Genomic DNA, 25,767 nt, shown 5'->3' with positions numbered 1-25,767 from the left:
TCCCAATGAAATGGTTCTACGATCTTAGAATCGCCACCAAACTGATCACTTCATTTCTTGTGGTGCTGGCGCTGACCGCCGTCATGGGGGTGTTCTCGATCATTCAACTGGGCCAGGTGAACGACACCGCCCTCGACATTCGTCAAAACTGGATGCCGTCCATGCGCGCCGCCTCGGGCATGCGCTTCTATGCGGCGAACTATCGCCTCAAGGAAAACCGCCATATTGCCGCCGACTCCGAACAGGAGCGCGTCGGCCTGGAGCAAGAAGCCGACGAAGCCAAAAAAGCCTTCGAAACGCGCCTGGACACTTACGAAAAACTGCTCTCCAGCGCTGAGGATCGTCAGGTCTTCGAAACCACTCGCACTGACTGGGCAGCCTACCTTGCAATCAGCAAAGACCTGCTCGCGCTGTCCCGGCAGAATCTGACCGAGCAGGCCCATGCGATGCTCAAGGGCGAGTCCAAGCGTCGGTTCGATCTGGTGACCAGCGACTTGCAAAAACTTGTCGAGCTCAACGCTGCTGGCGCGGACGCAGCCAGTGCACACGGCGTCGAGCTTTTTGAAAACGCACGCCTGTCGATCATTGCCGTACTGGCTGCCGCCCTACTGGTAGGCCTGGGCCTGGCGTTGTTCATCTCGCGCATCATTTCCCGCCCCTTGAAACTGGCCGCGACCGTTGCCGAACAATTGGCCGAAGGCAACCTGAACGCGAAAATCGAAAATGGCTCCAAGGACGAAACCGGCATGGTGCTCAATGCCATGCAGAACATGGTCGGCAAGCTCTCGCACATCATCGGCGAAGTGCGTAACGCCGCGGACAACCTCGCCAGCGCCTCCGAAGAAGTCAGCGCCACCGCGCAATCGATGAGCCAGGCCACCAGCGAGCAGGCGGCCAGCGTTGAGGAAACCAGTGCGTCCATCGAGCAGATGAGTGCCAGCATCAACCAGAACACCGAGAACGCCAAGGTTACCGACGGCATGGCCAGCAAGGCCGCCAAGGAAGCCACCGACGGCGGCGAATCGGTGCAGCAGACCGTGGTGGCGATGAAGAAAATCGCCCAGCGCATCAGCATCATCGACGACATCGCCTATCAAACCAACCTGTTGGCGCTCAACGCCGCCATCGAAGCAGCCCGTGCCGGTGAACACGGCAAAGGCTTCGCCGTGGTCGCCGCCGAAGTGCGCAAGCTGGCCGAACGCAGCCAGGTGGCCGCCCAGGAAATCGGCGAGCTGTCGTCCAGCAGCGTCGACATGGCGGAAAAGGCCGGGAACCTGCTCAACGAGATGGTCCCCTCGATCAACAAGACCTCGGACCTGGTGCAGGAAATCAGCGCCGCCTCCGAAGAACAGGCCGCCGGTGTGGCGCAGATCAACACCGCCATGACCCAGCTCAACCAGGTGACCCAGCAAAACGCCTCCAGCAGCGAAGAACTGGCCGCCACCGCCGAGGAAATGAGCAGCCAGGCCGAACAGCTGCAACAGGCCATGAGCTTCTTCACCCTCGACACGCCGCCCAAGTCCGCTGTGCAAGTTGCCAGGGTCGATAACACCCCAGGTCCGTCCGGCCGCAAACCGGCGCGGGCACCGGCACCGATCATGCCCAAAGCGTTTGCCTACAACATGGCCAGCGCCCCGGACGAGTCGGAATTCACCCGGTTCTGATGGCCCGGTTCCACTGGCTTGCTTAAAGGAGAAGAAGCAATGGGCGCCATCGCGACCACACGTCAAACCGCCCTCGCGGTCGAGGAAGAAGCGCAATACCTGACGTTTATGCTCGGCACGGAGATGTTTGCCATCGGCATCCTGTGCATCAAGGAAATCATCGAGTACGGCAACCTGACCGTGGTGCCGATGATGCCGGCCTTCGTGCGCGGGGTGATCAACCTGCGGGGCGCGGTCGTGCCGGTGGTCGATCTCTCGGCTCGCTTCGGCCGGCCGAATTCGGCGATCAGCCGCCGCAGTTGCGTGGTGATCATCGAGGCGGCCAGTGCCGACGGGCAGGCCCAGGACATTGGCCTGCTGGTGGACACGGTGTCGGCGGTGCTGGAGATCCCGGCCTCGCAGATCGAGCCGCCACCGAGCTTCGGCGCGAAGATCCGCGCCGATTTCATCAGTGGCATGGCCAAGGTCGATGGCAAGTTCGTCATCGTGCTGGAGGTGGACCGCGTGTTGTCCATCGACGAAATGTCTCAACTCGCAGAAGCCAGCCCGAACGTGCTGGAAGTGGATGCCCCGTGAACGCCGACACCTGCAAGGAACGCACGGCGAGCTCGCTGGCGCTCAGTGACCGAGAGTTCGGCCAGTTCCAGTCCTGGCTCTATCAGGCCGCCGGCATCAGCCTGTCCGAGGCCAAGAAAGCCCTGGTGGCCGGGCGTTTATTCAAGCGCCTCAAGCACTATGGATTGGACAGCTACGGCGAGTATTTCAAGCTGATCATGAACGGCCAGCGCACCGATGAGCTACAGGTGGCGCTGGACCTGCTGACGACCAACGAGACCTATTTTTTCCGCGAGCCCAAGCATTTCGATTTCCTGCGCCAACACGTATTGCCCCATGCGACACCGGGCAAGACCTTCCGCCTGTGGAGCGCGGCCAGCTCATCCGGGGAAGAACCCTACAGCCTGGCCATGACCCTGGCCGAAGGGCTGGGCACCACGCCCTGGGAAGTCATCGGTTCGGACATCAGCAGCCAGGTGCTGGCCAAGGCGCGCTCCGGGCATTACCCGATGGAACGTGCCCGCACCCTGCCCCAGCCACTGCTGGTGAAATATTGCCTCAAGGGCACCGGCAGCCAGCAAGGCACGTTCCTCATCGACCGGGCGTTGCGCAACCGGGTCAACTTCATCCAGGTCAACCTCAACGACACCTTGCCGGAGCTGGGGGAGTTCGACGTGATCTTCCTGCGCAACGTCATGATCTACTTCGACCAACCCACCAAAAGCAAAGTGGTTGCCCGTTTGATCCCCCGGCTCAAGTCCGGCGGGTATTTCATCGTCAGCCACTCGGAAAGCCTCAACGGCGTGTCCGATGCCTTGAAACTGGTGGCGCCCTCGATTTACCGCAAACCATGAGCGCCGCCATCAGGGCAGTGGCCGAGGAGTACCTGGCGCCAGGGGAGTTTCGCTTCGCCACCTGCCCGACTCGCCTGCGCACCATTCTCGGCTCTTGCGTGGCGATCACGTTGTGGCACCCCGAACGCCGGATCGGCGCCATGTGCCACTTCATGTTGCCCCGTCGGGTGCGCTGCTCCACTGCACTGAACGGCCTCTACGCCGACGAAGCCATCGAACTGTTCATCCGCCAGGCCCGGGCCCACCGCACCGAACCCGAGGACTACCAACTCAAGCTGTTCGGCGGCGGTGAGATGTTCCCCGAGCTGCAACGCCATGTGCCCTACGGCGATGTGGCGCGGCTGAACGTCAACGCCGCGCTGGAAATGGCCGCCCTCTATCGCCTCGACCTGATCGCCCAGGACATGGGCAGCACCGGCCACCGCAGCATCATCTTCGACCTGTGCAGCGGCGATGTGTGGGTCAGGCACCAACCCATAAGGACCCGGCACTGACCATGTCAAAAAAGATCAATGTACTGCTGGTGGATGACTCTGCCGTGGTTCGCCAGGTGTTATTGGCGATCCTGAGCGAGACACCGGACATCCACGTCATGGGCGCGGCGTCCGACCCGATTTTCGCCATGGACAAACTGGCCAAGGAATGGCCCGACGTGATCGTGCTGGACGTGGAAATGCCGCGCATGGACGGCATCACGTTCCTGAAGAAAATCATGAGCGAGCGCCCCACACCGGTGGTGATCTGCTCGTCCCTGACGCCTCGGGGCGCGGAAACCACATTGCAGGCGATGGCCGCCGGCGCGGTGGAAATCATCACCAAGCCCACCACCGGGCTGAAGAGTTTTCTGTTGGAGTCGGCGCCGGAGCTGGTCTCGGCGATCCGCGCCGCCGCCCAGGTCAACGTCCGCAACCTGGGCAAGCGCCCCGCCCCAGCCGCGCTGACCCCGGCCACCAAACTCACCGCCGACGCCATGCTGCCCGCCGCCAATGGCCACGCCATGGCGCAGACCACCGAGCGCATCGTCGCCCTGGGCACCTCCACCGGCGGCACCCAGGCCCTGGAAGCGGTGCTCACCGCCCTGCCACGGGTGTGCCCGGGCATCGTTATCGTCCAGCACATGCCGGAAAAATTCACCGCCTCGTTCGCCGCCCGGCTCAACAGCCTGTGCCAGATCGAAGTGCGCGAAGCCCGCAACAACGACCGCATCCACCCGGGCCTGGCGCTCATCGCCCCGGGCGGCAAACATATGATGGTGACCCGCAGCGGCGCGTTCTATCACGTGCAAGTGGTGGACGGCCCGCTGGTCAACCGCCATCGCCCGTCGGTGGATGTGCTGTTTCGCTCAGTCGCCAAATTCGCCGGCCGCAACGCCACCGGCATCATCATGACCGGCATGGGCGACGACGGCGCCCGCGGCCTGAAGGAAATGCTCGACGCCGGCGGCAGCACCGTGGCCCAGGACGAAGCCAGCTGCGTGGTCTTCGGCATGCCCAAGGAAGCGATCAAACTCAATGCGGCGCAACGGGTGATGGGGTTGCAGGAGATTGCGCAGGTGATTTTGCATCGGTAACAAGGGCGTGACATCAAGCATGCCCGGCGCGCGATGAATGCTGCGTGACCGGGCGAAGTGCTACGGAGTCGGGCAATGAAGCGACATGGACGGTCTGTGACGGAAAAGCAAATTTCGTGTCCAGCTCGGCAACCGCTTCCATGATCTTCAGATTGATCCTCTGCTGGACGTCCATGTAGACGTTATAGCTGGCGTCCAGGACGATGTAGACCGTCTCGAACTCCAGGGCGCTCTGGCCAAAACTCTTGAAATGACACCGATCGAACCGCGCCTGGTCTTCATCCCTGATGATGGCTTCAACCCGTTGCGTAACCTGCCTGATCTGTTCGGTTGAACATTCATAAGTCAGGCGAAACTCGAACACGATCCGACGCTCCTGCAACCGCTTGTAATTCTGAATCGTGCTTCCGATCATATCGGCGTTCGCCATGACGATTTGTTCGCCCCCCAGACTTCGTATGCGGGTCGTCTTCAGGCCAACGTGCTCCACCGTACCGGCAAGCGAACCCACCACGATGAAATCGCCCACCTCGAATGGCTTGTCGACGGCAATCGACAGCGAGGCGAACACATCGCCAAGAATATTCTGGACCGCGAGTGCCACTGCGATACCACCCACGCCAAGGCTCGCCACGAAGGCCGTGATGTTAACGCCAACGTTCGACAGCATTGCGAGTAAAATCACCGCCCATAGGAGCACCCTTGCGCCCCACAGACTCAGGGTCGCCAAGGCACTGGCTTGAAATGTCCCATTCGCGCCATGGACAGAGAAATAGCGATGCAGCAAAAGCGCCAACGCTCGGTTCGTCCATAAGCCGACCTGCAACGCGGCCACCACAAACCAAAGGCTGCTGACACGACTGAGCCAGCGCTCAGGCAAATCCAGTATGCCTATCCCGACCAGAATCGACGCCAATAACAGCAGCGTGTTGCTGGTGGCTGACAGCACTTGGCTGGCAATGAAACTAAGATGACCATTGCCCGCACTCGCCCTTGCCTGGATTCTCCGGAAAACAAACCGGATCGCGGTTCTTGCAAACACGTAGCTGAGCACAGCAGCGCAAAATGCAAGGATCCAGCTAGCCAACGAAATACCCAGCAACGTGTACCCGGTGAAAAAACCCTCGAATCCCTCAATCATCGCTTACCCCTTGAAGTCCTGCGGCTGCGCATGGGGAACGCAGCCGCGGCAGGTAAAACGCCGCTTGATCCATCGCGCAAATCAAGTGGCCTGTTGGGGATTAGTCGTTATGAGCACCGCAGTGTTCAATGAAATCGTCATGTCGGTCGCCAGGAGAAAGCGCCAACATCCGTTGCCTATACCGGCGAAATCGTCGCCAGTACGCCGATCAATAGGGTCAGTGCCAAAAACCCACCTAAAAAAATCGCCATCTTCGTCATGCGCACTCCTGGACTAGAAAATTGCAGTACACAGCCCGCCCGATAGGCTCACCGTGTGGCTATTCTGAGGGTGGGGCGCGGGTTCGTGACAGTGGCACCTGACGCAGGAAACTACGGATCAGACGAACGCCCCCAGGCCAGCACAGGACTCGCTCAATGCAACCAGTGCCTGCTCCGCGACCGGGAACGACACAAGGCCGGAAATACTCAAGGAGGTATATCGCTCACGGGCCTCGATCACGGCTATCATTGCCGCTCGCCCTTATGACAGGCGATGTCGCAGGCCCCCCTCAAGGATTCATGTATGACTTTTCTGCCGTCACGCTCCACCCTCTTCGTCTCCAGCCTCCTGCTCAGCTCCCTGTGCTTTGCCGAAGGCGAACCGACGGACGGCAGCCTCATCAAGGACTCGACCAAGGCAGCCGTTTCAACGTTCATCACCGCTGGCAAGAACCTGCTGGGTGGCGTCAGCGAGGGCGTGCTCGATGGCCGCGAATCGGCCCAAGGCACCGATGGTGCCGCGATCATTTCCTCCGGCGAGCAAATGAAAGATCGCATCGCCGTTGAAGTGTTGAAGCTCGAACCCAGCGACGACAACGTCAGCATCACCCTCGGCTTCAAGAACAGCACCGACACCCAATTGCGCGTAGTCAACCTCGGCCAGACCGGCGTGCTGCTGGCCATCGACCAGGCGGGTTACTCCAACCGCCTCACCGGCCTGGACAACCCGGACGAAGTCACTATTCCGCCGAAGACCGCCGTGCGGCAGAAGTTTGTTTTTGAAGGCATGAACGAGGCAGTCAGTTCGGTACGGATGTGGGGGCAGGATTACTCGGTCAAGAAATAGTGCGGCAGCGTGTCCGGGTAACGTGCCTGGTTCTCGCCATGTGCATGCTTGTGGCTTGCGAATACGGTGCGGAGCCGGACCCGCTGAAAAACGCCCTGCTCGACGCTCCACCTGAGCTCGTTTTCAAGGGTCTGCTCAATGGGCAGTTTGCTCACCTGGTTGTTCACGATTGTGCGGTTTACAAGATCGAAGGCCAGTCTGCGAAAGCCATGACGTGGGCCGTGGTGCTGGAAACGGAGCCCTACCCTTTTTTCACCCGTTGCGATCGGCAGTCGCTGAGTAAGGGAAAGGAGACTGTCACGGTTGAGCTGGGGCGTATGGCATTTGGAGCCGGTGGATGCTGCGCCACTGGGGGAACCTACCGCACGAGCGATGGCCGAGGATGGAAAAAGTTGTAGGCACAACGCAACCTGTGGCGAGGGGATTTATCCCCGCTGGGCTGCGCAACAGCCCCAAAAAAAGCCGCTACAACATCCAACCTCATTGTCTAAACCCACGACAGAATCATCTGACTCTTGCCCCACTCCCCGGCTCAAGCCTCAACGCCAGCACGCTCATCAACACAATCACCGCCCCAACAACAACCATCACTGACGGGCGCTCAGCCAGCACCAAAGAAGCCATCAACATCGCCGTGGGCGGTATCAGGTAAAGCGCCATGGAAGCGCGACTCACGTTGCTGTGCGCCAGCACGTAAGCCCAAGCAAGGTACGCCAGGGCGCTGGGAAAAATACCGAGAACCAACACCGCAAGATTCACCGAAGCCGAACCCTGTCGCGCCGCGCTCAACATGCCCGGCGCAAAAATGAACAACAGAACCGTGCCCGACCAAACGGTGTAACAAACCAGGGTCAAACCGTCATAACGATGGCAATGGCGCTTCTGCAAAGCAAAATACAGGCTCCAGGACAGCGCCGCCAACAGGATCAAGAGTCCATGGGCGTCCAGGTCACCCAAGCCACGATCCCCCGTGACCACCACGCCCGCGCCAAGCAAGCCGCACAGCACACACCCCCACTGCCAACCACTGACCCTGTCCTTGAAGACAAAATGCGCCAGCAGCGTGCTGAACAACGGCGTGGACTGGGCCAGCACACTGGCCGCCCCGGCGCTGACGCACCGCTGACCGTAATTGAGGGCGATGTGGTGCAGGCTGACGGCAAAGAAACCCAATACCGCCAGCAACGGCAAATCCCTGAGACGCGGCCAGGAAATCCCCTTCACCATCGCCACAAGAGCCATGAACACTGAAGCGATGAGAAAACGCATCAGCGCCAGTTGACCGGGTTCGTAAGCTTGCAAGCCAATGCGAATACCAATCGGCGAATAGGCCCAGCAAACGATCACCAACAGCGTCGCTAGGATAACCTTCACACCGGTTTTGCCGGAGGAACCTTCAACCAGCGCAAAACGCATTTCCATCTAGAGTTCCTGTTCACTAGCCGATTTGCCTCGAAGTATCGAAACCACCCCACCTCAGCACAAGTGACTTAAACTCAGTCCATCATTCACTTTTGGTGAGCTATGGAACTGTCCCAACTGCGCATGCTCAAGACGGTCTGCGACACCGGCAGCATCGCCCGCGCCGCCGAAGTGCTGCACTGCGTGCCGTCCAACATCACCGCACGCCTCAAGTCCCTGGAACGAGAGCTCGGCACGCCGTTGTTTTTCCGCGAAGGTCGCGGGCTGCGGGTCAGCCCGGCGGGCGAAGTGTTTCTGGAGTACGCGACAAAAATACTGAGCCTGACGGAAGAAGCCCGCCGCGCAGTCGCCCCCACCCGCGCACCGAGCGGCCCACTGCGCATCGGCGCGATCGAGTCCAGCGCCACCGGGCGCCTGCCGCAGTTGCTCGCCAAATACCACGCGCAGTATCCGCAAGTGTCACTGGAACTGAGCACCGGTACCTGGGCGCAGTTGCTGGACGATATCCAGCATCACCGACTCGATGGCGTGATCGTGGCGGTGGACATCGAACGGCCTGGGCTCAAGCGGGCCGTGATGTACCGCGAAGACCTGGTGCTCATCGCCTCCGAGTCCCACGGCCCGTTGCGTAGCGCCGCCGATTTGCAAGGCAAGGCGATCTTCATGTGGCCCACGGGTTGCCCATATCGCTTGGCGCTGGAGCAGTGGCTGCTGCGTCATGACCAAGTGCAACCGATCACCAGCATTGCCAGTTATGGCGCCATCGTAGGCTGTGTCAGCGCGGGTGCAGGCGTCTCGTTGGTGCCTCGGGGGATCTATGAGCAATACCATCAGGGGGCGGGTTGGACGGGGTATGAATTTCCTGAGCTGACGGGGATTGATAACCTTTTTTATTGGCATGAAAACGCTGGCCGGCATCCTGCAAGGGAGGCGTTTTTGACGATGCTGCAAACGGAGTTCGAAGGCTAGTTGCAGCACTCTCCCCTGTGGCGAGGGAGCTTGCTCCCGCTGGGCTGCGAAGCAGACCTGAAGCTGACACCTCGGTTTGTTGATGGTTTTGAATCAGCCGAGCCAGCCATGTCAGATCCCTCCGGCAAAAAACGATCGCAACTCCTACGAAGCTTTAGGAACCCGTCACCTTCCCCACCCAATCCGACAAAATCTATAGTGATGCCCATCGCTCAATAGCGATCAGGTTTGGCGACCTGAGGATCGGATCAGCCCATTAACCTGATCGGAGCAATCCCATGGAAAGATACATCCCCATCACCGGCATCGACTGCACTCCCGCTTCCCTGCTTATTGATACCCAAGCCCCGCTTGACGTTCTGCATGCAACCGCTGATCACCGAATACGTGTGGTGACCCAGGTACTGGAAAACATTGCATTTCGCTCTGAAATCACCAGCGATACGGTGGTGCTTTCGGACTTCGCACAGCTCCTGGTGATTCCGTTGCGTGATGGCTGTGATTTGCTGGAGGTGATTGGTCGGAGGCTTCAGGCGCAGGTCGAAAGCTGATGGAACGACGGGCGTCTGAAGGCGCCCGTTTTACGTAATTAGGAACGGTATCTGCACTGTGCATCAGATCTGATCACCTAGTTTAAAGGTCCTAACCGGCAGAGATCGGCCAAAAGCGGTCAGTCGGGTATCTACGAAACCTGGGGCGATTCAGTCCGTCTAGCTGCAACCAGGTCAGTTTGCAAACCACTGCATGGCGACCCGGAATATTGTCGACTAATTGATTACCATTGAAGTATCGAGCCCGAGTCAAAAATTACAAATGGGTTGGAGTTGGTGGACGATGCAATGTAATATCAGGCGTATGAAAAGAACTCTATTGTATTAAACCGGACAATTGCTAATTTTTAAGTTATTTTTTGCCAGTCTTTAAATTAAATTGCTTTTGAAGGTTGGTGTAGTCTCTCCTGTTTTTCAGGAGTTAAGGAGGATGGCTTGAGTAAGCTTGAGAATATATATAAAAATGGTCTTGACGAGTTTGTTATCAAGGTAGATAGGGTTACAACTCAAAGGGTCGATACCATAGAAGCATCATTTGAGTATTTGGATCCCGATTATCAGGACTATTTTTCTGACGTTTTTGAGATTGAACAGCTTCTCAATGGTCTAGCAAAAGCCCGTAATGGCGAAATGGCCTCAATTAAGGGAACAAAATCCGGAGTTTTAGATATTACTTCCGCCAACCTTGCGTTCAACAAAAGTGATCGCTCGTTAGGCGGCCAAATGCCTATCGATACTACATTTGATCACTTTTTTCTAGACGCTTTTACCGTAATTGAGAATGGCGAAAGGAAAAGGCATAAACGAGATATTTCAATTGGCGAGGCCGAGAACTGTATTTTGGGCGTCCTGAAAAAAGACCCAGCTCTTATTAGGCAGCTCGATGCCAGGGTGTTTGAAATTGCTGTATCAGCAGTGCTGAGAGATATCGGGTTTGATAGAGTGGAGCTTAGTCGTTTCTCTAAAGACGGTGGTACAGACATACTCGCGTTTTATGTAGAAGGTGGTGTAAATAAAACTGTAGTCGTAGAGGTGAAGCGGCATAAAGATAATGTAGGAATCGGAGTTGCTGATCGTCTATTTGGGGTGCAACACCGCGATAAGCGCGATAAATCATTACTTGTAACGTCTTCCGCTATAGCGAAAGGGGTTGTAGAAAGCTATAGCGCGCATACAGAAACCATGAGCTTCATGGATTTTGCAAAACTTTCAGAATTGCTACAGAGGGACTCAAGCTGGTCACAGTCACCTTCTGGGCTTTGGACTCAAGCGGCACCTGTCACCGAAAATCGAAGCCTAACATAAGCGAACTGTCATCAGTAATGCGGTAATAGCTTTTGCCGATGCGACTTCGACCACTCCCGCTTGTATTGCTGCGCAAGGTGTGGCTATTGGTGACCGATTGATGTGTGGCAACGCGCTTAATAAGAGTTCTGGTGAAGCCATTTGAAACAGAAAGCCCAGCGAGTGGCCTCTTTGATCCAGTCTTCAGGCAGTGGGAAACCGGGGACAGACCACGATTTGGGTTCACCTAGGGAAACCGGGGACAGACCACGATTTGGGTTCACCTATAATCGGACCGTCTCATAATCGTGGTCTGTCCCCGATCCCCCATGCGCACGAGCCACAGTTCTGTGACACGTTTTGGACACATTGGCGGTACCAACGTTTCTCTGGGACAGTTCACTGCCAGGGCGGTGCGTGTTGTGTTGCTACCGCTTGATCCATATGGGTGTCAGGCACGACTCGGTCGTAGCCATTGATGAGAAAACGGGTACGACGGGTTCAACCGAGCAGGTTGAGACAAAGGGAAACCCTACAGTTAAAAGCTGCAGGGCGAGTTGGCTTTTAGCCTTGACTTGAGACCGGCTAATGGGCGTCCCCTTTTTCGAGAAGATATAAACAGTCGACCCATTATCCATGATTGCGAGCTAAACCCCATACATTTTACGGACGTCACCATACATAGACGGAACACCAAGCTTACCGAAAAAATCATCTGTAAATGCGACCGCACTTGTTATCGCCCAGCGAGCACACCCTGCCCCAAGCACCTTATCCGGATAAAACGGATTGCCAGGCCCAGTAAGCCTATTGATTTCAAACTTCCCACGAAGTCTTTTTTCAAACCTGTGCTCGACCTCGGTGTTCTCAGAGTCATTACTGAAATTAAATATGGTCTCTGGCTCATAGTGAACCAAGGCATTTCGAAGTTCGACCAGTAGCTTCACATCCTGATATGGGCTAGCATCCCTCGACAGTGCCGGCTTCATATTCAACTCAAGCGCCAGCTCAAATTTTTCAAGCATTGTTGACCGTTTGAGAGGTGACCTCTTCCATAAAGCTCCCATCACTTCAGCATTTTGGAGATCCTTATGCCGGGAAAAATCGAAAGCTTCACTGCAATCAGCCCATAACTCATTGATTACCGCCTCCAAGAACGCAACTGACAACATAATGCTAGTGACCACGCATGCTTGGTGCTCACGGAGACCTTCGTTTGAAGCAGGCTCTCCAAGCGTTAATACAGGCTCAAGTGCCATCGCCCGCTGGGAGAAAAGTGCAGCCGCTGATAGATGCGAGATCGACAGATAGTGTCTAGATGAGATGCTGATAGACGGCTTGATGGCCACGGCCACGTCCTTATGCTGAGGTATCAATATGGGTTTGCTACTATGTCATTATTGTTTTGATCTCTTCAAGGAGGAAAAATCCCGAGCATACAGGCTGTTCACCGGTTGCCAGTCAGCGCCACCACTGCGATAAAGCTCACGATTTCGTATGTGAGCCACGTAATACCAGGCCTGTGCTGCCACCGCCTTTATCCATGGACGCCGAAAACCAGCGTCAGTTACCAGGATGGGAATACAGCCGTTAGGCAGTAGTTCGGCCAGTGTGTTGAGCAATCGTTTTTGGTATCTCGGGCGACTCACACGCTCATGCACACTTTCATAAATGGGAAATGAGCGTCCTGCCAACGGGATCGCTGCTCTCAACAAGAACGCGTCCTCTTGGGGCGTCAACTCGAGACCAGTCGACCAAAATAAATGGATGTTTAGCGAGCCCAGCAACGCTCGTAACATCACCCAGGTAGAACAGTGGACACTCTGCTCTGAGGTGCTGATTACCCAGCAATCGATCTACTCGTTCGATGGCATATTTGGGGTAGCTCGCCCCGGCAGAGACCGCCCTAGCCCGTCAGCGCCAGACGACGGCCTTGCAGTAAGGATGACCCTTTTCTTAACCTGCCTACTCGGGTTTGATAACGAAACCTGTGTAGAGTGTTGCTACAGGTGGGTGAAAATAACGGATTTGACTATCAGGAATCGGAGTAGACCCGTGTACGAAGATTTGGACGCTCTTACGGCCGTCCTTGAGCAAATCGAAATCAGGATCACTAGGTCGAACCCGCGCTTTGATTGGTAGCATCTGCTCCCCGAATTTGAACTTACTCCGAGTGGTTACGTAGAAAGAATCGCCATACTTATTCACCGAGGCCGAACCAAAGACTACATTTACTGCACATCCTAGCGTCGAAATATCTCCACCCGAACTCAATAAAGCAAAAGCATCATAATAGGTCATTTGAGTACTGCCCACGGTCAGCAGACAATGCTTACGATGATAGATATTCATCGTGAACCATGCATCTACAACTTCCCGTAGGGTTCCTGGATGCAGGACAGCGCCAGGCTGAACGCTTTTCGCCAGTGCCTGACGCTCGGGCATTGACGGTTTCTTTTTCTTACGGCGTTTAGGTAAATCGCCCAAGTGACTGGGGGTGATCGGTTCCGGGTCAGGAGAGGTCCGATTTACAGGATAGCGAGCGGGCAGCGTAGAATCACTTTGACGCTTCTCATTTTTACAGCCTGGCCTGTGTAGTTTAGGTGCCCGGAAAAAGAAGTTTTTCTTTGTAGATATTGAAGCAGCAACGTCAACCAGGCATTCAGGGCAAAAGAACAGGAATTCTTCCGTCACCTTAACAGCGTGGGCAAAACTGGCAGACACCGCTGCATCCATTTCCCAACAAATTGCTGAAACCATCAACTCATCACTCATTAAATCCAAAGCCTCAATCGTTATTCCTTTCAAGAAATCCCCCACCTAACCACTTCGAGAAATGAAGACCTAGGCTCTCTTGAACGTGCAGTCTGTGTTACCCCATAACTTTCTGCCCTGGCGAAAACCGAAAATTGCCAAACACTCATATTGCGTGGGAACCATTAGAAAAGGGGACGCATAGAAAAGGGGACGGATCTATTTACAAGCAATAAATCCGTCCGCTTTCCGCACTTTTCCGTTCCGATGACGAAAGTTTCACTGTGGTTCCAATTCTGACCATAAACCTCTGCGCCCAATGCCGGCCATTAATGTTCCGTAGTCTTCAAAATTACAGACATTCACCTCAGCCTGGCTAACCCACGTTGCTTCACATTCTTCACACACCCACAGCAAAAGTTGTGTAGAGCGGACCCGCATTGCTCGAACGTAACCTTGGCCGCACCTTTGGCACTCAATCAGCATGAAAATAATCTCTGACAGGAATGCGGTGTAGTCTAATCCTATCGGCCGAAAGCCGCCGATCAAGAAAATAGCCATCCCCTCATCAACCCACCAACCGACTAGCCTCTAACCGCTTTCATATTACCAAGTATCCTCCCGGCATCCTGTCCGAGCGGAAGTCCAAACACCCGCGCATAATCCCGGCTGAATTGCGTCGCGCTCTCGTAGCCCACTTCGAAGGCAACCGCCATGATGCTTTTGGCATTCGCCACCATCAGGGTCTGGCCTGGAGCAGGCGAACCCGCTTCTGGTACTGCAAGGGGCTTAGGTTGGTGACAGCTTTAAAGTGACGATGGAATGCCGAGACGCTCATTGAAGCGCGTTGCGCCAATCGCTCAACACCAATGGGCTCGGCGAAGTCGCGCAGATTCATTGGATTGCCAGGTTGATTCGGGCCATCGCGGTATCCGGCGCGGCGATGTCTCGCAACATCCAGCCATGGAGGCCTTGGAGTACGCGGAAGATAATCTCTCGCTCATAGGCGGAGGCCAGGGTCTTCGGAGAAGGGTTCGCCCTGAGCATCGCTGGGACGGTCATTACTGACCTCCAAGAATGATCAATCCTGAGACCCGCGACCCGACTACCAACGCCCTTGGGCTCAAGCCTCCACTGCACGTTTTACCTCAAACACTCTCGCCGTCACTGATATGAATACCAAGATCACAACGACCAGATGCAAGATGCGGCTTAAGCGTCAACGCCGGGATTTCGTAATCGCCATGATTCTGGCGACGAAATGGCAAGGGTTGATCACTGAAGAGCGTATTCAAGCGAGCGGCATAAGCCGTGCAAATGGATTGGAACCGGGCGGCGTCCATCTTGCTGGTCTTATAGATTGGGAAGGCCGGCATGACCGTGAAGCCAGGATAGAAAAGCACCCCGTGCTGGATAGGAAATAGCAGGTCATCCAACGCGCCGTTCACCCCTCGCCCACTGTAGTGGGATTCCCAACCGCCCATTGTGACCACCAACATGGCGCGCTTGCCTGTCATGCTGCCTTCGCCGTAGCGATCGCCCCAGTGGCTTTCGCTATGTTCGCCGACACCATAGGCAAACCCGTAAGCGTAGACGCGTTCGATCCAGCCCTTGAGAATCGCGGGCATCGAGAACCACCACAGCGGAAATTGAAAGATGACGGCATCGGCCCAGAGCAATTTGGCCTGCTCTGCCTGGATGTCGGCCGGTTGGCTGCCAGCGGCAAATACACGCTGGGATTCCAGTGCTGGGTTGAAAGGCGTTTCTGCGTCATAACCTGGGGCGTCGTCCGGATCGAGGGATGCTTTCCACTGCATGCCGTAGAGATCTGAGACTTCGACCTCGTGGCCTGCTGTTTCCAGGTGAGTGATCGCAAAATCCTTGAGCGCTCCATTGAGCGAACGAGGTTCGGGGTGGGCGTAGATCAGCAGTATTTTCATGAGGGCTTCCGCGTTGAATGTGTCCCTCACCGTAAGCCTGTATCCGCTATGATAGAAATGAATTCCCGAAACACATGGTATTTACATGCACAATAGCTTGCGCCGTCTGGATCTTAATCTGCTGGTCACATTGGATGCCTTGCTGGCCGAGCAAAATGTGACGCGGGCAGCGCGCCTGCTCAATCTCGCGCAACCGACCGTCAGCCTGCAACTGGGCAGGCTGAGAGAGCTTCTTGATGATCCGCTTTTGCTGCCTGGCCCTCGAGGGATGTCGCCCACCGAGCGAGCTCGCGAATTGCAGGGGCCCCTACGTGACGCGTTGGCCGCGCTGGAAAGCGCACTGAGTCCTGTGGCCGCTTTTGAACCCGGACGGTCCCATCAAACGTGGAAGATCGCTGCCAGTGATTATGCGACGACTGCCTTGATCTGGCCGTCGCTCTCGCAGCTCAGGCACCTGGCGCCGTACACGCGGTTGGCGCTTATGAATAAACCGACTGTCGACTTTGCCAAGGATCTGGAAAACGGCCTTATCGATCTGGCGCTGCACACCCGCGATGAAGCGCCGCCCAAGTTGCGTCAGCGCTCCTTGGTTCACGAACGCTATGTGCTGGCCGCGCGGCGCGACCATCCCGCTCTGGCAACCAAGCTGTCGCTCAAAGCGTTCTGCGCGCTTGAACATGCCGTCATGTCACCTGATGGCGCCGGCTTCGTTGGCAGTACCGACCACGCGCTGGCAGCTGAAGGTCTGGAACGGCGAGTGGTATTGTCCGTGTCCAATTTCAACTCGCTGGTCTCAGCATTGCTGCACAGCGATTTGGTTGCGGTGGTGCCGGAAAGGCTGGTGAAACATGAGCCAGCGCTTCACGTCCAGGCACCTCCGCTCGCCATTCCCGGGTTTGAAATGCTGATGTTATGGCCCGAGCGACTGCATCGCGATCCTGCCCATATGTGGCTACGCGACCTTATTGCTTCGACGTTGGAAATAACCGGCACGCAGAAATAAACCGGACACTCACATTCAATCTTTGCCATCCGGAGAACATGGGATCGAATAAGGGAGACAGATCTCACATGCAGCCCCACGTAGCCAGCAAGCTGCCCGCCTTCGAGGGTGCATGAAGATCAACCTGCAAATGGTCAGCGCAAATGAGAACGCCAAAACGTCCGATGAGTCTCTGGGCTACTCGATCGAACCACGCATCAGCATGGGCGGTGGCTATACCTACGCGCGCACCCACACCATCAAGGATGCCGCCAACCCACAGAGGTAACAAGCAGTTCGACACCGACACACCGGAGCATCTGTTCAAACTGACCACCCGCTACCACTTCCAGGGCCCGCTGGAAAAACGCCAAGTACAGTTTCTAGAAAAAAAACAGGCAAAAGGGGGCATGACATGGAGCGCCCCCTTTCCGTCTAAAGCATGCACTTACGATCATTCTTATGGTCTACCGGAAGCCGCCAACGGCATCACCTACCCCAGCCCCACCAGAGGCAAATCATATGAAAATGGCTGCCATTTTTGTACTCACCTGGATTGGCTTCTGCTCAGTGGGAGCATTTGCCGGTGATCGGCACAAGGACTATCAAGAGGCAAACAGGCGCTACTGGGAACGCCAACAGGAAATGAATAGAGCAGAAAACAGGAAACACCGCGAACGCCATGAAGAGAGGGAGCGAGAAGAACGCAAGCATTTTGAAGACATGCAGCGGGAAAATGCCAAGCGTAGAGCGGAGCTCTATCAAGAGCGGTAGAGAGTCTGCCACCCTTGACTTCATCAGGCGCCTGGCTCTGTCTTGCCTACATGTCCAGAATTGAACTGGCCTCCAGCAAGCAGAGGCGTATTCCTCAGCAGCAAATCAGGACCAGACCACAATATGACAACCATGGACTGACCCAGCTATGCGATTTTGCAGGATCTAGTTGCCGTTACAAAATATCTGGAAAAACCAAGCTTGAAAGTTCCTTGAAATTATTAGCATCAAGAAAACTCATATCCTGCTTCGCGATCATGCGTCCAGGATAGCTTTTTTTCTTTCTTTCAAAAGCTGTGGAAACGAAGCCATGGTTACCGACCATTCTAAGCGCCTTTGAGATACGCTCAGGATAGCTCTTACCTGCCCACTTCCGAAGGGTAGCTTCTGGCGCACCACGCAAGTTCAGCTCCTCACAAACGCCTCTTGAACAAACCTACCAAGATCACAGGATGCGATTAGCCGAGCATCAATTGCGGCTAGATACCGCATGAGTATGGACACGAGTGTAAACCCGAGCGTTGGCAGCTAACGACAATCCGTGCGGCTCGCACTCAATATGCCTTATGAATGACTTCATTGCCGATCACCTCCCTCATACCGCCGCTGAATCCGCGCCAACTCCCCAGAACGGCGCAACTGCTCCAACGCCCGGGCCCACGCCGCCACCACTTCATCTTCACTGTCAGGGCTGAAGGCGATGTACAACGATGAGCGATACAGCTCGATAGGTATCCGTCGCAGGGTGCCCGGGGCGATGCCCAGTTGGCGGCTGTAGTAGGCCACCCCCGCATCAGTGTCACCGACGATGACTTGGGTGCGTCCGGCAAGCAGCATGCGGTAGAGCAGCTTGCTCTCGGTGGCGCTTTTGTCCAGGTTGTTGAAGCCCAGCGACTGCAGCATCTGGGGCACCAGGCCGGCGTGGCGCGTGGTGATCTGCGGGGCGTTCAGGAGTTGCTCCAGGGAGCTCAGCGGCGGCGCATTGGCCAGTTGATAGGGGTGGATGGATTCTTCCACGATCGGCCCGACCCATTTGTACAACGACTCGCGTTCCGGCGTGCGAAACAGGGAGTACATGATGGTCTTGGGACGATGCTTGAGTACTTGGGTGGCCCGCATGCTGGGTTGCAGCACCACCTCGAAGTCATCCCCGGTCAGCGCCATGATGGCCCGGACGATCTCGGTGGTCATGCCGGTGAGCCGGTTGTTTTCCTGATAGTTGTACGGTGCCCATTCTTCGGTGACGATTTGATACTGCTCGGCCCTGGCGACCGTGCCGAGCAATAGACAAAGCAGTGCTGCAGCCGGTATCGAATGTCTCACGCGTACTCCCTGTGGACCGTTCGGTGTTCGTGCATGGGTAGGCCTGATTCAAGAGGGCAAGGTAAGCATAGACCCAAACACTTGCCTGACAGTTGACGCAGTCCACATTCCGCCCCTTAGCAACCTCTGGACCTTGGTGTAGGATCGGCGCGAACCAGATACGCGGCGCTCCCCTTTCGCCCTCCTCCCTGTGACCCAGCCCATATGAATCCAATCGATCCATTGTCGTTGCAACGCATCATCACCGCCCATGGCAATTTCGAAGGGGCGGCGTATTTCGATGTGGAGGAAAGCCTCGCCCATGAGGTGTTCCCTGATCGCATCGTGTTCCAGACCAACTACCTGGATTACCGCAGCTATGAGGTCGATCTCGCCGAGGGCAGCGTGCGAGTGCGCAAGACGCGGCTGGATAATTACCTGCGCGGACACAAGGCCCAGGTGATCGAGGACGACATGGATGACGAGGATTGGGACGAGCTGGGCAGCCTGTGGCAGCGCTTGAGCCACGACCTGGATACCCAGGGGCAAGGGCCACAGCCCGATCTGGCCGATACCCTGGCCGATCTGTTCGAGAGCCTGTTCGACGAGGCACACGCGCAAGCCCTCATTGAGAACCTGCCGGCGCCTGGCGGACAGTGGGATTGGGCCTGGACGCAAATCGAGTCAGCGCTCACCGAGGCCAATCAGTTGGCGGGGTTCGAATGGAAGGAGTGGTCGTCCTGCGGCGTCGATGCGGTCAATGCCCTGGCCCCGCTGCGGCAACTGGGCATTGAAATCACTGCGCCTGAACGTGAAACCATCGAGGCCGTCAACCGCGCCGACGATTGGGAACGCGCGCTCCTGCAGTATTTCAACGCACAGCTGGAGGCCCATGACTTGAAGTTGCTGGCCATCGGCACGCACTTCGATGAGTACCAGGCCTTCGCCTGCCTGCCCATGAACGGTTTGGGCTTGGTCAATGCCCTGGAGATCATGGGCAGACTGGGCATTGTCTACAAATATTAAGCGACTGGCGCCCTGTGCTTTTACCAGCCCATAAAGGGCTACCCTTCCTTTGAGCCTCGAAGTGACGACATGACAAACTGTGATCAATGCGGGTCCCCCCTTCCTCACGACACTGCTGTTTGCCAGCGATGCGACGGGGGGATGACGTTCACGGTAGAAACGCTCGCGCCAAGGTCTCAGCCGTCGAAAGGGTGGAAAATCCTCAAATGGGTGCTGATCGGTTTTGTGGTCGCGGTGCTGGCCGCCGTGGCGGCGGTCATGTGGATATTCCACTCGTTGGGGCCGATGCCTTCTTTTGGTTGAGGATGGCTCCAGAGCACTTGAAAACCCATCGTGGCGAGGGAGCTTGCTCCCGTTCGACGGCGCAGCCGTCGTAAATCGGCCAAATGAGCTTTGCCTGGAAGACACGCATCGATCCGTTTGGGGCGGCTTCGCCACCCAGCGGGAGCAAGCTCCCTCGCCACGAATACTCACCCGCAACCGAAGCGAAACGCAGCTATCGGTTTTTCCCATAGTTGCTATCGATACCCGCGCCGTTCTCGCCATCGTCCTCTCTCTCTAATCTGCCCACCAACGCGATCGATGACGGCCGCCGCAGATCAAACCGACCTTATGGAGAGAAACACGATGAACACCTTCAACCGCACCCTGGCTGTCGCGACCCTGGCATTGGCCAGCCTCAGCGCCGAGGCCGCTTCGCTGGTCCAAGCCCCTGCCAGCGCGTCCGCTGTCGGCAGCGTGATCCAGTCTGCCAGCTACATCACCACGAAGGACGGCGTGCAGCTGTATTACAAGGATTGGGGCCCGCGCGATGGCCAGGTCGTGACCTTCAGCCACGGCTGGCCGCTGGACTCCGACAGCTGGGAAGGCCAGATGATGTTCCTCGCTTCGAAAGGCTATCGGGTGATTGCCCACGACCGTCGCGGCCATGGTCGCTCCAGCCAGCCTTGGGAAGGCAACGACATGGACCACTATGCCGACGACCTGGCGGCGGTGATTGAAGCGCTGGACCTCAAGAACGTGACGCTGGTGGGCTTCTCGACGGGGGGCGGTGAAGTAGCGCGTTATATCGGTCGCCACGGTACCGGCCGGGTGAAAAAAGCCGTGCTGGTTTCTTCGGTGCCACCGTTGATGCTCAAGACGGAAACCAACCCCGGCGGCTTGCCTATCGAAGTGTTCGACGGCCTGCGCAAGGCGTCCCTGGAAAACCGTTCGCAGCTGTACCTGGACATCGCCTCCGGCCCGTTCTACGGCTACAACCGCAAGGGCGCCAAGCCATCCCAGGGGCTGATCCAATCGTTCTGGGTGCAAGGCATGCAAGGTGGCAGCAAGAATACCTATGACTCGATCGCGGCGTTCTCGGCGACAGACTTCCGCGGCGACTTGAAGAAGTTCGACGTGCCGACCCTGGTCATCCATGGCGATGACGATCAGATCGTGCCTATCGACGCCGCAGGCCGGGCCTCGGCGGCACTGATCAAGGGCGCCCGACTGATCGTCTACCCTGGCGCACCGCACGGCTTGACCGAGACCCACAAGGACCGGCTGAACCAGGATCTGCTGACATTCCTCAAGGAATAAATACACACATCATTTGTGGGAGCGGGCTTGCTCGCGAAAGCGGCGGGCCTGCTTGCATCAGTGTTGAATGGGCCGCCGTCATCGCGAGAAAGCTCGCTCCCACAGGGGTTTGGTTGGGAATCCAAAATTGGCGTACACCCAAGATCAAACCGTGGGAGCGAGCTTGCTCGCGATAGCGATGAAACAGGTTGCATCTATTCCTCAGACCGCCCCGTACTCTCACGATCACGCTCATAGCATCGGGTGAACGGAAACGCCGGTAACCAGGACTCACGGCGCACGGTCCAGCTTTCGTAGGTGGGCATCAGTTGATCGGGGGTATCCAGGATTCCCAAGTGCACTTCGATTTCGTCGCCAGAGCGGGCAAACAGCGACGAGCCGCAGCGGGGACAGAAAAATCGCCCGGCGTAATCCCGTGTCTCGCCCTCGATCGTCACCGCCTCCTGAGGGAACACGGCCGCCGCATAGAACAGCGCCCCGTGATGCTTGCGGCAATCGAGGCAATGGCAAAGGCCGACGCGATACGGGCGCCCCAAGGCTTCAAGTCGAACATTGCCGCACAGGCAACCGCCGGTGAATCGGTCCATGGTGTATCTCCTCTACAACTGAACAGCCAGATTTCACGAAACAGGTCGACTCATGATTGGCGCATGCTGCGCCATCAGCTCCACGACCCAGTCGATGAACACCCGCAACTTGGCGCTGATATGCCGGTTCGGGGGATAGGCCAAATAAAGCGGCATCGGGTCGAGGTGCCAGTCTTCGAACAGCGGCACCAACTCACCCTGCGCTTCATGAGGCCTGGACATGTATTTAGGCAACCAGAGCACGCCCAGCCCCGCCAAACCGGCCGCGAGGTAGGCGTTGCCGTCGTCGATGGCCAGGGCGTAGCGCCCTTTGACGTGAAGCCGCTCATTGTCACGGCGCATGGCGTAGGGCAAGGATCTGCCAGTGCGCGCCCACAAGAAACCGACGATGCGATGGTGTGAATCTTCCAGTTCGCGCGGATGCGCGGGCCGACCGAATCGTGCCAGGTAACTCGGTGCAGCGAAGACACCGAGGGCGAGATCACCGACGCGCCGGGCGACCATCGACTGATCTGTCAGCTCACCACCGCGCACCACGCAGTCGACGCTTTCATCGATCATGTCGACGATGCGATCACTGACGCCCATGTCGATCTGGATGTCCGGGAATCGTTCATAAAACGCTGGCAAGGCCGGTACCAGGATCATCGCCGCCAACGGGCTCGGCACGTCCACCCGCAGGCGCCCGCGGGGTCGTGCCTGGGCGCTGGACAGGCTGGTCTCGGCATCGTCCATGTCGGCCAGCAAGCGGATCACCCGTTCGTAATAGGCGGCGCCGTCGGCGGTGACATTGACCTTGCGCGTGGTGCGGTTGAGCAACTTGACCCGCAACCGTGCCTCGAGCTGCTGCACCAGTTGGGTCACGGTGGTCTTGCTCATGTGCAGGGTCTCCGCCGCCTTGGTGAAGCTGCCCGCCTCCACGACTCGCGCGAACGCTTGCATCGCATCAAAACGATCCATTTCTGCCTCGGGTATCGATCCGATTGTTTGGATTCTACAAACAGTGATCGCCAAGGTTGCTCGTTTATCGCCAGGACACAAGCCCCTAGAGTGAGTTCATCGTTTCAAACCCACTCTTTGATGGAGGTAGTCGTGACACAGCGCGATGTGGTTTTCCCGCCTGGACGCCAGGCACTGTATGAGCGCAATCGCTATTCACCGGCGATTCGTTCCAATGGTTTCCTGTTCGTCTCGGGGCAAGTCGGCAGCACCGCCGACGGTTCACCAGAGCCCGACCTGGAGGCTCAGGTCCGGTTGGCGTTCAACAACCTGAAGGCGATCCTCGCCGCAGCCGATTGCAGTTTTGACGATGTGGTGGACGTCACGGTGTTCATGGTCGATCCCCAGTCGACTTTCGAACGGATCTGGAGCGTCGTGCCCGAGTTCTGGGGCAGCGCGCCGCATCCGACACTGACGGCGGTGGGCGTGACGTGGCTGTATGGTTTTCAGTTCGAGATCAAGGTGATTGCCAGGTTGCCCGAGGCCGACTGATAGGTCAGCTTCATCGGTGTTGGCTGTGCCGCCGTCATCGCGAGCAAGCTCGCTCCCACAGGGGATTTGGACAGGTCGAAAAATCGAAGTCACCACCCATCAAGTGTGGGAGCGAGCTTGCTCGCGATAGCGGTGGGTCAGCTTGCACCGAAGTTGGTTGTGCCGCCGTCATCGCGAGCAAGCTCGCTCCCACAGGGGATTTGGACAGGTCGAAAAATCGAAGTCACCACCCATCAAGTGTGGGAGCGAGCTTGCTCGCGATAGCGGTGGGTCAGCTTGCACCGAAGTTGGTTGTGCCGTCGTCATTGCGAGCAAGCTCGCTCCCACAAGGGATGGTGGTGGTTTTCGCCGGCTAGCCTTTCACCGCGGCTTCAATCGCGGCAATGTCGATCTTGGTCATGGTCATCATCGCCTCGAAGGCCCGCTTGGCGGCGGCTTTATCGGAACTGGCGACCGCTTCAAGCAACACACGCGGGCTGATCTGCCACGACAAGCCCCACTTGTCCTTGCACCAGCCACAGGCGCTGGCCTGGCCGCCGTTGTCGATGATCGCGTTCCACAAGCGGTCCGTTTCGGCCTGGTCTTGCGTTGCAATCTGGAATGAAAAGGCCTCGCTGTGCTTGAACACCGGCCCGCCGTTGAGGCCGATGCAAGGGATGCCGATCACCGTGAAATCCACCGTGATCACATCGCCCTGCTTGCCCGACGGATAATCGCTCGGGGCCTGGTAGACGGCGTTCACCGCACTGTCGGGAAACGTTTTGGCGTAGAACTCCGCAGCTTCCTGCGCATTGCCGTCGTACCAGAGGCAGATCCTGTTTTTATTATTCATTCCGCTTCTCCGAAAGGGACTGGACGATAAAGTCTAGCAGTCCCCCCAAAAGTTGCAGATGACCCGACCTCAGGTAAACAGATCCACGCCCAACTGGAACGCGACCCACAACGCCAGGCCCGTGGCAAACATCAGCGCGATGTTCTCGAACAGGTTGTTGCGATACTCCTTGCCCAGCAGGGACTTCTGGTTGGACATGATCAGCAGGCCCAGGGAAATCACTGGCAAGCCGATGATGTTCAGCGCGTTGACGCCGATGGTCAGCGTGACAAAGTCCGGCATGCCGGGGAGCGACCAGATCAGCGGCGTCACGAGAATGAACAGCATGAACCACTTGTGCATCGGATCATGGTGGAATTCCTTGCCGTAACGCTCCCGGCGCTCGGGCCGCACGTGCTGGAAGGCATCGGTGATAAGCATCGGAAACGCTGTGGTCTTGCCGGAGATGCTGGCGAACAGCGTGGCGAACACGCCGATAAAGAACACGTACCAACCGATCGAGCCGAAGAACATTTCCAGGGCCTTGCCCAGATCGCCCAGGGTTTTGACCTCGATACCGTTGGGTCGCAGGATTTCCGCCCCGACGATCCAGATCGCCAGGTTGATGATGATCCCGACAAACACCGCGAACAGCAGATCGTTACGCTGGATACGCTTGTGTTCAGGCCCCACCCAGCCCTTCTGGCGCATGACATACGGATGGACGAAGTTGGCAATGGAACCGGCCACCGCACCGATCACCGAGACGGCCACCAGCAACGCACCGTGCACACCTTCATCGGGCGGAATGCTGAAGCCGATGGTGCCCTTGACGATGCCCGCGACATCCGGGCCGGACATCACCGCCAGGGCCAGGAACGCCAGCGTCATGATCGCTAGCAGGCCTTTCATCACGCCCTCGATCATCGAATAGATATTGCGCCCGACGAGCATCCACACCGCCAAGACCACCGCCACCGAGCACAGCAGTGGATAGTCAATCTTGAGCAACATGGCTAAGGCTTCACCGGCCCCCTTGATCATGTAGGCATTCATCAGGTGCCCCATGAGCAGCGCATACACCAGCAGGAACCAGGCGAAAAACGGATTGAGCTGGGCATAGCCTTGCAGGATGGTCATGCCCTGGTTATTGCAGAGCTGGAAGCGCGCGATGATGTTGACGATCAGGTAGCGCAGCAGCAGAGAGATCGCCAGCACCCACATCATTGCGTAGCCGTAGTTCGCCCCGGCCACGGATGAGGTGATCAGGTCGCCGGCACCCAGCCAGGAAAGGACGGCGATGATGCCGGGACCGAGAAGCTTGAGCAGGCGCACGAAACGGCCTTGCACGGGCGCCGCAACCTTGCCTTCAACGGAAGGAATGCTCGTCATGGATGGAGTC

General features: G+C 57.3%; 28 protein-coding genes and 2 pseudogenes. 16 read left to right on the top strand and 14 right to left on the bottom strand.

Going from position 1 to position 25,767, the window contains the following annotated elements; all coding sequences use genetic code 11:
* Positions 1 to 5: 5 nt before the first annotated feature.
* Genes AB4N80_RS16280 through AB4N80_RS16260 form a run of 5 tightly spaced genes read left to right on the top strand, consistent with a single transcriptional unit; the run spans position 6 to position 4,643 of the window.
* The gene (locus AB4N80_RS16280) at positions 6 to 1,664 is read left to right on the top strand and encodes a methyl-accepting chemotaxis protein (RefSeq protein ID WP_305467551.1); all 1,659 of its coding nucleotides are present in this window, start codon (positions 6 to 8) and stop codon (positions 1,662 to 1,664) included.
* A 39-nt stretch (positions 1,665 to 1,703) separates the two neighbouring features.
* The gene (locus tag AB4N80_RS16275; RefSeq protein WP_122566250.1) at positions 1,704 to 2,240 is read left to right on the top strand and encodes a chemotaxis protein CheW; all 537 of its coding nucleotides are present in this window, start codon (positions 1,704 to 1,706) and stop codon (positions 2,238 to 2,240) included.
* On the top strand, positions 2,237 to 3,073 hold the full coding sequence (locus AB4N80_RS16270; protein ID WP_163006739.1) for a CheR family methyltransferase: 837 nt from the start codon (positions 2,237 to 2,239) through the stop codon (positions 3,071 to 3,073). The genes AB4N80_RS16275 and AB4N80_RS16270 overlap by 4 nt, the downstream gene beginning before the upstream one ends.
* A complete protein-coding gene (gene cheD, locus AB4N80_RS16265) occupies positions 3,070 to 3,567 on the top strand; it encodes a chemoreceptor glutamine deamidase CheD (RefSeq protein WP_305467554.1) in 498 nt (165 codons plus the stop codon). The genes AB4N80_RS16270 and cheD overlap by 4 nt, the downstream gene beginning before the upstream one ends.
* A 2-nt stretch (positions 3,568 to 3,569) precedes the next feature.
* The gene (locus tag AB4N80_RS16260; RefSeq protein WP_122566248.1) at positions 3,570 to 4,643 is read left to right on the top strand and encodes a protein-glutamate methylesterase/protein-glutamine glutaminase; all 1,074 of its coding nucleotides are present in this window, start codon (positions 3,570 to 3,572) and stop codon (positions 4,641 to 4,643) included.
* A gap of 13 nt (positions 4,644 to 4,656) precedes the next feature.
* Here AB4N80_RS16260 and AB4N80_RS16255 read toward each other — a convergent pair whose 3' ends face one another.
* The gene (locus AB4N80_RS16255) at positions 4,657 to 5,784 is read right to left on the bottom strand and encodes a mechanosensitive ion channel family protein (RefSeq protein WP_122566247.1); all 1,128 of its coding nucleotides are present in this window, start codon (positions 5,782 to 5,784) and stop codon (positions 4,657 to 4,659) included.
* Between the two features lie 378 nt (positions 5,785 to 6,162).
* The gene (locus AB4N80_RS16250; RefSeq protein WP_277343017.1) at positions 6,163 to 6,294 is read right to left on the bottom strand and encodes a hypothetical protein; all 132 of its coding nucleotides are present in this window, start codon (positions 6,292 to 6,294) and stop codon (positions 6,163 to 6,165) included.
* Positions 6,295 to 6,348: 54 nt separating this feature from the next.
* Between AB4N80_RS16250 and AB4N80_RS16245 the strand changes: the two genes are divergently transcribed.
* Positions 6,349 to 6,891 (top strand): hypothetical protein, encoded by a 543-nt coding sequence (locus tag AB4N80_RS16245; protein WP_122566246.1) that lies wholly within the window; start codon positions 6,349 to 6,351, stop codon positions 6,889 to 6,891.
* Positions 6,892 to 7,395: 504 nt separating this feature from the next.
* On the opposite strand, the gene AB4N80_RS16240 is transcribed toward AB4N80_RS16245, so the two are convergent.
* Complete coding sequence (locus AB4N80_RS16240; RefSeq protein WP_305490747.1) at positions 7,396 to 8,313, bottom strand: DMT family transporter; 918 nt, start codon at positions 8,311 to 8,313, stop codon at positions 7,396 to 7,398.
* 102 nt (positions 8,314 to 8,415) lie between these two features.
* Here AB4N80_RS16240 and AB4N80_RS16235 point away from each other — a divergent pair, with 102 nt between their 5' ends.
* From AB4N80_RS16235 to AB4N80_RS16225, 3 genes are all read left to right on the top strand, one after another.
* The gene (locus AB4N80_RS16235) at positions 8,416 to 9,282 is read left to right on the top strand and encodes a LysR family transcriptional regulator (RefSeq protein WP_354338302.1); all 867 of its coding nucleotides are present in this window, start codon (positions 8,416 to 8,418) and stop codon (positions 9,280 to 9,282) included.
* 278 nt (positions 9,283 to 9,560) lie between these two features.
* On the top strand, positions 9,561 to 9,833 hold the full coding sequence (locus AB4N80_RS16230; RefSeq protein ID WP_039012360.1) for a hypothetical protein: 273 nt from the start codon (positions 9,561 to 9,563) through the stop codon (positions 9,831 to 9,833).
* A 435-nt stretch (positions 9,834 to 10,268) separates the two neighbouring features.
* Positions 10,269 to 11,138: a restriction endonuclease gene (locus AB4N80_RS16225; RefSeq protein WP_460082980.1), complete on the top strand. Its 870-nt coding sequence runs from the start codon at positions 10,269 to 10,271 to the stop codon at positions 11,136 to 11,138.
* A 626-nt stretch (positions 11,139 to 11,764) separates the two neighbouring features.
* On the opposite strand, the gene AB4N80_RS16220 is transcribed toward AB4N80_RS16225, so the two are convergent.
* From AB4N80_RS16220 to AB4N80_RS16200, 5 genes and pseudogenes are all read right to left on the bottom strand, one after another.
* On the bottom strand, positions 11,765 to 12,466 hold the full coding sequence (locus tag AB4N80_RS16220; protein WP_354338298.1) for a hypothetical protein: 702 nt from the start codon (positions 12,464 to 12,466) through the stop codon (positions 11,765 to 11,767).
* 60 nt (positions 12,467 to 12,526) lie between these two features.
* Positions 12,527 to 13,116: pseudogene (locus tag AB4N80_RS16215) on the bottom strand (transposase family protein); the annotation flags it as partial.
* Positions 13,083 to 13,925 carry a hypothetical protein gene (locus tag AB4N80_RS16210; protein ID WP_354338297.1) on the bottom strand — a complete coding sequence of 281 codons (843 nt, stop codon included), beginning with the start codon at positions 13,923 to 13,925 and terminating at the stop codon, positions 13,083 to 13,085. The gene AB4N80_RS16210 and the pseudogene AB4N80_RS16215, both read right to left, overlap by 34 nt.
* 530 nt (positions 13,926 to 14,455) lie before the next feature.
* Positions 14,456 to 14,888: pseudogene (locus AB4N80_RS16205) on the bottom strand (helix-turn-helix domain-containing protein); the annotation flags it as partial.
* Between the two features lie 131 nt (positions 14,889 to 15,019).
* A complete protein-coding gene (locus AB4N80_RS16200) occupies positions 15,020 to 15,811 on the bottom strand; it encodes an NAD(P)H-dependent oxidoreductase (protein ID WP_460082975.1) in 792 nt (263 codons plus the stop codon).
* An 85-nt stretch (positions 15,812 to 15,896) separates the two neighbouring features.
* Here AB4N80_RS16200 and AB4N80_RS16195 point away from each other — a divergent pair, with 85 nt between their 5' ends.
* The 3 genes from AB4N80_RS16195 (at position 15,897) to AB4N80_RS16185 (ending at position 17,567) form a co-directional block, all read left to right on the top strand.
* Positions 15,897 to 16,814, top strand: a complete 918-nt coding sequence (locus tag AB4N80_RS16195) for a LysR family transcriptional regulator (RefSeq protein ID WP_460082972.1) — start codon at positions 15,897 to 15,899, stop codon at positions 16,812 to 16,814.
* Positions 16,815 to 16,926: 112 nt separating this feature from the next.
* Entirely contained in the window at positions 16,927 to 17,082 is a 156-nt protein-coding gene (locus tag AB4N80_RS16190) for a GNAT family N-acetyltransferase (RefSeq protein ID WP_163006738.1), read from the top strand.
* Between the two features lie 233 nt (positions 17,083 to 17,315).
* The gene (locus AB4N80_RS16185) at positions 17,316 to 17,567 is read left to right on the top strand and encodes a hypothetical protein (protein ID WP_122566236.1); all 252 of its coding nucleotides are present in this window, start codon (positions 17,316 to 17,318) and stop codon (positions 17,565 to 17,567) included.
* A gap of 175 nt (positions 17,568 to 17,742) precedes the next feature.
* Here AB4N80_RS16185 and AB4N80_RS16180 read toward each other — a convergent pair whose 3' ends face one another.
* On the bottom strand, positions 17,743 to 17,970 hold the full coding sequence (locus AB4N80_RS16180; protein ID WP_460082969.1) for a hypothetical protein: 228 nt from the start codon (positions 17,968 to 17,970) through the stop codon (positions 17,743 to 17,745).
* A 173-nt stretch (positions 17,971 to 18,143) separates the two neighbouring features.
* A complete protein-coding gene (locus AB4N80_RS16175) occupies positions 18,144 to 18,890 on the bottom strand; it encodes a substrate-binding periplasmic protein (RefSeq protein ID WP_122566233.1) in 747 nt (248 codons plus the stop codon).
* Between the two features lie 204 nt (positions 18,891 to 19,094).
* Here AB4N80_RS16175 and AB4N80_RS16170 point away from each other — a divergent pair, with 204 nt between their 5' ends.
* The 3 genes from AB4N80_RS16170 (at position 19,095) to AB4N80_RS16160 (ending at position 21,476) form a co-directional block, all read left to right on the top strand.
* Positions 19,095 to 19,895 carry a DUF6630 family protein gene (locus tag AB4N80_RS16170; RefSeq protein WP_460082965.1) on the top strand — a complete coding sequence of 267 codons (801 nt, stop codon included), beginning with the start codon at positions 19,095 to 19,097 and terminating at the stop codon, positions 19,893 to 19,895.
* A gap of 141 nt (positions 19,896 to 20,036) precedes the next feature.
* Complete coding sequence (locus AB4N80_RS16165) at positions 20,037 to 20,198, top strand: hypothetical protein (protein ID WP_163006736.1); 162 nt, start codon at positions 20,037 to 20,039, stop codon at positions 20,196 to 20,198.
* Between the two features lie 324 nt (positions 20,199 to 20,522).
* Positions 20,523 to 21,476, top strand: coding sequence for an alpha/beta fold hydrolase (locus tag AB4N80_RS16160; protein ID WP_122566231.1), 954 nt, complete (start codon positions 20,523 to 20,525; stop codon positions 21,474 to 21,476).
* 194 nt (positions 21,477 to 21,670) lie between these two features.
* Here the strand turns inward: AB4N80_RS16160 and AB4N80_RS16155 are convergent, their stop codons facing one another.
* Together AB4N80_RS16155 and AB4N80_RS16150 are read right to left on the bottom strand one after the other, a co-directional pair.
* A complete protein-coding gene (locus AB4N80_RS16155) occupies positions 21,671 to 22,063 on the bottom strand; it encodes a GFA family protein (protein ID WP_122566229.1) in 393 nt (130 codons plus the stop codon).
* A 33-nt stretch (positions 22,064 to 22,096) separates the two neighbouring features.
* Complete coding sequence (locus tag AB4N80_RS16150; protein WP_305467580.1) at positions 22,097 to 23,023, bottom strand: LysR family transcriptional regulator; 927 nt, start codon at positions 23,021 to 23,023, stop codon at positions 22,097 to 22,099.
* A gap of 132 nt (positions 23,024 to 23,155) precedes the next feature.
* On the opposite strand from AB4N80_RS16150, the gene AB4N80_RS16145 reads away from it, so the two are divergent.
* Positions 23,156 to 23,554, top strand: a complete 399-nt coding sequence (locus AB4N80_RS16145) for a RidA family protein (RefSeq protein WP_122566227.1) — start codon at positions 23,156 to 23,158, stop codon at positions 23,552 to 23,554.
* Between the two features lie 352 nt (positions 23,555 to 23,906).
* Here AB4N80_RS16145 and AB4N80_RS16140 read toward each other — a convergent pair whose 3' ends face one another.
* Together AB4N80_RS16140 and AB4N80_RS16135 are read right to left on the bottom strand one after the other, a co-directional pair.
* Positions 23,907 to 24,386, bottom strand: coding sequence for a VOC family protein (locus AB4N80_RS16140; protein ID WP_122566226.1), 480 nt, complete (start codon positions 24,384 to 24,386; stop codon positions 23,907 to 23,909).
* Positions 24,387 to 24,455: 69 nt separating this feature from the next.
* Entirely contained in the window at positions 24,456 to 25,757 is a 1,302-nt protein-coding gene (locus AB4N80_RS16135; RefSeq protein WP_122566225.1) for an Nramp family divalent metal transporter, read from the bottom strand.
* Positions 25,758 to 25,767 lie beyond the last annotated feature (10 nt).

The sequence above is a fragment of the Pseudomonas sp. H3_A02 genome (assembly GCF_054671965.1).
This window is presented reverse-complemented; position numbering and strand designations above follow the sequence as displayed.